The following is a 4,342-nucleotide window of genomic DNA, read 5'->3' as shown; positions in this document are numbered from 1 at the left end:
GCGCGGCCGGGCAGGGCGCGTCAGCGCGCCCGGAACGGGTACGACGGAGCTCGTCGACGGTGGGGACGCTGCGCGTCATCGGGGTCCTCCTCGGGTGTCCACGCCCTGGGGTCGCTCCGACGGCCGAAGTATCCTGGCTTCCGGATCAACGCTCTCCCCCGGCCTTCCAACCGCAGGAACACGGCCGTGACTCGCGAGGGGGGATCGCTCCCCGGTGACAGTGGCGGGACCGCGCCGGAATCGCACCGACTTCCTTCACTGCCGTCAGGCCGCGAATGCTGCCACACCCCTCCGCGCCGGGTCAACGCCGCCCCCGGTCGCGCCGAGCGGGAAAGCCCATCGAAGCCTGACGATAATCGCCGACTGTCTCCGCACTTCGGACAATGTCCGACCTCGATGCCGCACCCGCTTTGCTCTGCTGCCCGGGAGGCGCCACTGGGAGCGCTCCGCTGTTGCCGGGGCGGCAGCAGAGCAAAGGGGACGGCGCGGGCAGGTATCCGCCGGTCAACGCCGACGGCGGGGTCATCGGCGGGGACCGGAACGCCTACGATCGGTCCTGCCGACCGAAGAGTCGCCGGTCGATCGGAAAGGACCCCAGCCATCGCCGAGCCCACGTTCCACCACCTCGCCGGGCAGGTCTGGCTCTACCCGGGCGATCCCGACCCGGCGGCCATCCGGCCGAGCGTGGCGTTGATCACCGACGAGCGCGGCAGCGTGCTGGTCGACGCCGGGCACAGCCCGGGCCACGCCCGGGAGATCCGGGCCGCCCTGGCCGCGGCGGGGCTGCCGGAGCCGCGCTGGCTGGTCTACACCCACCACCACTGGGACCACGTCTGGGGCGCCTGCGCCTGGCCGGGCGTGGAGATCGTCGGTCACGCCGCCGGGGAGCCACTGCTGCGCGCCGAGGCGGCCCGCCCGTGGAGTCACCGCTACCTGCGCGAGCAGGTCCGCGCCGAGCCGCGACTCGGCCCAGCTTCCGGGCCCGCGCCCTGGCCATGGACTCCTGGGACGACTTCGTGGTGCTGCCGCCCACCCGCACCTTCACCGACGAGCTGGAGCTGCCCACCGGCGTACGGCTGCGCCACGTCGGCGGCCGGCACGCCCCCGACTCGACCGTGGTGCTGGTGCCCGACTCGGCGGTGATGCTGCTCGGCGACTGCTTCTACCCACCGCCGGCCCACCTGCGCCAGGACGGGGACGGCCCCGACCTGGCGCTGGTCCGCCGGCTGCTCGGCGACCGCTACCACTGGTACGTCTCCAGCCACGCCGACCCGATGACCCTCGACGAGGCGCGCGCCGCCGTCGAGGGGTGAGCGGTCAGCGCATCCGGCGTTCCGGGTGGGCCCGGTTCCAGACCCGCATCCGCTCCGGGTAGCCGGTCCGCGCCGCCTCGTAGAGCGGCACGGCGTGCCGGCCGGCCAGCTTCGCCGCCACCTGCGGCGAGCCGGTCCGGCGGCGGATCCACTCGCCGTCGTGGGCGATCGCCACCACCGTGGTGTCCGTGGCGGTGGTCTCCGGCTCCAGGTAGAACTCCACGCCCTGCCGGCTGGTCACGAACTCCTCCAGCGCGGCCAGGTCCTCGCGGGTGGCCTCCCGGTCGAGCTTGGTCGGGGTGGGGACGGCGGTCCGGGACCGCCGGCTGAACCAGCCCATCTGCCCGCTCCTCTCCTCGCGTCCCTCCAGTGGAGCACCGTCACCTGACAGTCGGCTGCGAGGTCGGTGAGCGGGAGCTGACCGGGCGTGCTCAGTCGAGCGCGGCCAGCTCCTCGGCGGAGAGCCGCAGCGCGCCGGCCGCGATGTTCTGGATCAGGTGCGCCTCGTCGCCGGTGCCGGGGATGGCCAGCACGTGCGGCCCCTGGTGCAGGGTCCAGGCGAGGCGTACCTGGTGCGGGGTGGCGCCGTGGGCCCGCGCGATCTCGTGGACGGCGGCGGTGTGCTCGGCCGCCGCGCCCGCCTCCCGCCGGGTGCCGGCGAGGGCGAAGAACGGCACGAACGCCACCCCGCGCGTCCCGCACTCGCGCAGCAGCGCGTCCTGGTCGCCCCGGTTGTCGACGGCGTAGCTGTTCTGCACGCACACCACCGGGGTGATGGCCTGCGCCTCGTCGAGGTGGTCCAGGCGGACGTTGGACAGGCCGAGATGCCGGATCAGCCCGGCGTCGCGCAGCTCGGCCAGCGCGCCGAAGGACTCCGCCACCGAGTCCCGCCCCGGGCGCTTCACGATGCGCAGGTTCACCACGTCGAGGTGGTCGCGGCCCAGCCGGCGCAGGTTCTCCTCGACCTGGGCGCGCAGCTGGGCCGGCGTGGCCGCCTCGCGCAGGCCGGTCGCCGGGTCGTAGGAGAAGCCGACCTTGGTGGTGACCACCAGGTCCTCCGGGTACGGGGCGAGCGCGGCGCGGATCAGCTCGGTGGCGTACCGGGCGGGGCCGGTGCCGACGTTCAGGGTGCCGCCGGGCGAGACGTAGAAGGCGGCGGTGTCGATGTGGTTCACGCCCAGCTCGACGGCGCGGCGCAGCACCCGCACCGCGCGGTCCGGGTCGGGGTCGACGGTGGTCCGCATCGAGCCGAACCCCATCCGGCGGACGGCGCGGTCGCCCAGGGTCCAGCTGCCCGCGGCGGTGGCGGTGATCTCTTCGGTAGGCATCCGGCGACCCTAGCCAGCACGGCTGGGCTGCGCAGTCGGCCGCGTACCCGATACCGCCCGCGGCCGGCCGCTGTTAGGTTCTATGTGCTGGCGGGGTGCGCCGGCGGCCGGGTCACCGGCACCAGCGCCAGGGTCGGCAGCAGCAGCAGCGGCACCACCAGCAGCGCGTGCAGGATGCCGACCCGGTCGCCGAGCAGGCCGAGCACGGGCGGTCCGGCCAGGAACGACGTGTAACCCAGCACCGCCACCACGCTGACCCGCGCCGGCGCCCGCTCCTCGTCGTCGGCGGCGGCGCTCATCCCCACCGGGAAGCCCAGCGAGGCGCCGAGCCCCCAGAGCGCCACCCCGGCGATCGCCACCGGCCCGGAGCCGGCCAGCACCGCCACCGCCGCGCCGAAGGCGGCGAGCAGGATGGTGGCGAACAGGACGGGCACCCGCCCCCAGCGGTCGAGGGCGATGGTGCCGGCGGTCCGTCCGATCGTCATGCCGGTGACGAAGACCGCGAAGACGGCGGCGCCGACGGCCTCGCTCGTGTCGTACCCGTCGACGAAGGCGACCGCGAGCCAGTCGTTCGCGCTGCCCTCGGCGAACGCCATCACCAGCACCAGCACGCCGAGCAGCAGGGTGCGCGGCTCCCGCCAGGCGGCGAGCAGGCCACCGCGCCGGGTGGCGGCGGTGTCCGGTGCCGGCTGGGCGGGCAGGAAGGCCCGGGCGCCGAGGATCGTGCCGCCGAGCACGACCGCCGCCAGCACCGCCAGGTGCACGCCGATCGGCAGCCCGACGCGGGCGGCCCCCGCGCCGATGCCCGCGCCGGCCACCGAGCCGAGGCTCCAGGCGGCGTGGAAGCGCGGCAGGATGGTGCGCCCCAGCCGCTTCTCGACGGCGGCGCCCTCGACGTTCATCGCCACGTCGCAGGTGCCGGAGCCGTAGCCGAGGGCGAACAGGGCCACCGCCACGCCGGGCAGCGAGCCGGCCACCCCCGCGGCCACCCCGACGCCGGCCATCCCGACCGCCACCAGCACGGTGGACGCCACCACCGTGCGGGCCGCGCCGAGGCGCTGGGTGACCAGCCCGGCGGTGGTCAGGGCCAGCACCGCGCCACCGGACATGGCCAGCAGCAGCAGGCCGAGCCGGCCGGCGCTGAGCCCGAGCGCCTCGCGGACCGCGGGGACCCGGGAGAACCAGGACGCCACGGCGAGGCCGTTGAGGGCGAAGACCACCGCGACGCCGGTGCGGGCGGCCAGCACCTGCCGGGGTACGGCGGGGCTGGGCGCGGTGACGAGTGGGCTCACGGCGGCGGTCCTTCCGGTGGTACGGCGTCTCGGCGTCGATCACACACCGGTTTCGTCACGACCACAAGCCAGATGCGCCCCTTACCACATGCTGGTCAGAGCGCGGGCAGCCCGAGCGCCTCGTCGACCCGGGCCAGCACCGCCGCGTCGTCGTCGGCCCGTACGCCCCGCAGCAGGTCGATGGCGGTGGCCCGGACCTGCCCGACGATCATCGCCAGCGGCAGGGTCTGCCCGGGGGTGAAGAGCCGCCCGGCGACGCGTACCGCGGTCAGGGCGGCGGCCTCGGCGCGGGCGGCGTGCCGGTCACCGGCCTCCTCCGCGCCGTCGAGGTCGGCGGCGAGCGCCTCGCCCGCCGCCCGGACCGCCTCGGCCAGGTCCCGCAGGGCCGCGCCCAGCTCGGGCGGCACCG

4 protein-coding genes, 2 pseudogenes and 1 riboswitch are annotated in these 4,342 nt (G+C 75.7%); of the genes and pseudogenes, 2 read left to right on the top strand and 4 right to left on the bottom strand.

Annotated features, from left to right (window positions below):
• Positions 1-126: 126 nt before the first annotated feature.
• Positions 127-256, bottom strand: a riboswitch (cobalamin riboswitch).
• 140 nt (positions 257-396) lie between these two features.
• A pseudogene (locus tag JNW89_RS39185) lies at positions 397-939 on the top strand (MBL fold metallo-hydrolase); the annotation flags it as partial.
• Positions 940-995: 56 nt separating this feature from the next.
• On the top strand, positions 996-1,313 hold the full coding sequence (locus tag JNW89_RS29095) for a hypothetical protein (RefSeq protein ID WP_238451530.1): 318 nt from the start codon (positions 996-998) through the stop codon (positions 1,311-1,313).
• Positions 1,314-1,317: 4 nt separating this feature from the next.
• On the opposite strand, the gene JNW89_RS29090 is transcribed toward JNW89_RS29095, so the two are convergent.
• The 4 genes and pseudogenes from JNW89_RS29090 to JNW89_RS29075 form a co-directional block, all read right to left on the bottom strand.
• Complete coding sequence (locus JNW89_RS29090; RefSeq protein ID WP_238451529.1) at positions 1,318-1,653, bottom strand: hypothetical protein; 336 nt, start codon at positions 1,651-1,653, stop codon at positions 1,318-1,320.
• Positions 1,654-1,744: 91 nt separating this feature from the next.
• A complete protein-coding gene (locus tag JNW89_RS29085) occupies positions 1,745-2,641 on the bottom strand; it encodes an aldo/keto reductase (protein WP_238451528.1) in 897 nt (298 codons plus the stop codon).
• Positions 2,642-2,721: 80 nt separating this feature from the next.
• On the bottom strand, positions 2,722-3,933 hold the full coding sequence (locus JNW89_RS29080) for an MFS transporter (RefSeq protein ID WP_238451527.1): 1,212 nt from the start codon (positions 3,931-3,933) through the stop codon (positions 2,722-2,724).
• 95 nt (positions 3,934-4,028) lie between these two features.
• Positions 4,029-4,342: pseudogene (locus JNW89_RS29075) on the bottom strand (hypothetical protein); the annotation flags it as partial.

Source organism: Micromonospora sp. 4G55, from assembly GCF_016803375.1.
The sequence above is the reverse complement of the archived record's forward strand: the minus strand, read 5'-3'. Positions and strand labels throughout refer to the sequence as shown.